This is a genomic window from Mesorhizobium sp. M7A.F.Ca.ET.027.03.2.1 (assembly GCF_003999175.1).
GTDB lineage: Bacteria > Pseudomonadota > Alphaproteobacteria > Rhizobiales > Rhizobiaceae > Mesorhizobium.
Genome location: NZ_RZOM01001837.1, coordinates 1 through 523, shown reverse-complemented (window position 1 = coordinate 523; position 523 = coordinate 1). Strand labels below are relative to the sequence as shown.

Annotated in this window: 1 pseudogene; it reads right to left on the bottom strand. The window is 65.0% G+C overall.

What is annotated here, in order from left to right:
- Positions 1 to 523, bottom strand: a pseudogene (locus tag EN750_RS38365) (EamA family transporter); the annotation flags it as partial.

The window sequence follows — 523 nt, the reverse complement described above, 5'->3', positions numbered from 1 at the left end:
GATCGGACCTGCTGGTCCGAGCGCGAAGGCCGCGACCACGACACCGTAGGCCAGAAGTGCAAACAGGCCTCCGCCCAGCGCCTTCCAGGTTTCAGGCGCGCGCAGATCGACAATGAGCCGGCCACGGCAGGCGACGAAGGCCGCCGGCAGCAACGCGCCGTAGATCAGCAGGACCCATGCGGTGTAAGCGCCGGCATTTCCCGCCGCCCGAACGCCGAGCGCATCGACAGTCGCATAGGCGGCGATGATCGCTCCCGTTGCCAATGCATAGAATATCGATGTCGTGGCGGCCCTGCCCCTTCCAAGAGAAAGACCCATGATGCCGCCCGCGACCAGCGCGACGCCGACGGTCTGCGGCAGAGTGAGCTGCTGGTTGGCCAGGAAGAACCCGCCGAGCGTGACAAGCAGCGGCACGCTGCCGCGAACGATCGGATAGACCTGCCCCAGTTCGCCATATCTGTAGGCGGCCACGAGAAACAAGGTGTAGCCAACCTGCAGGCAGGCCGAGAGCACGATATAGAAC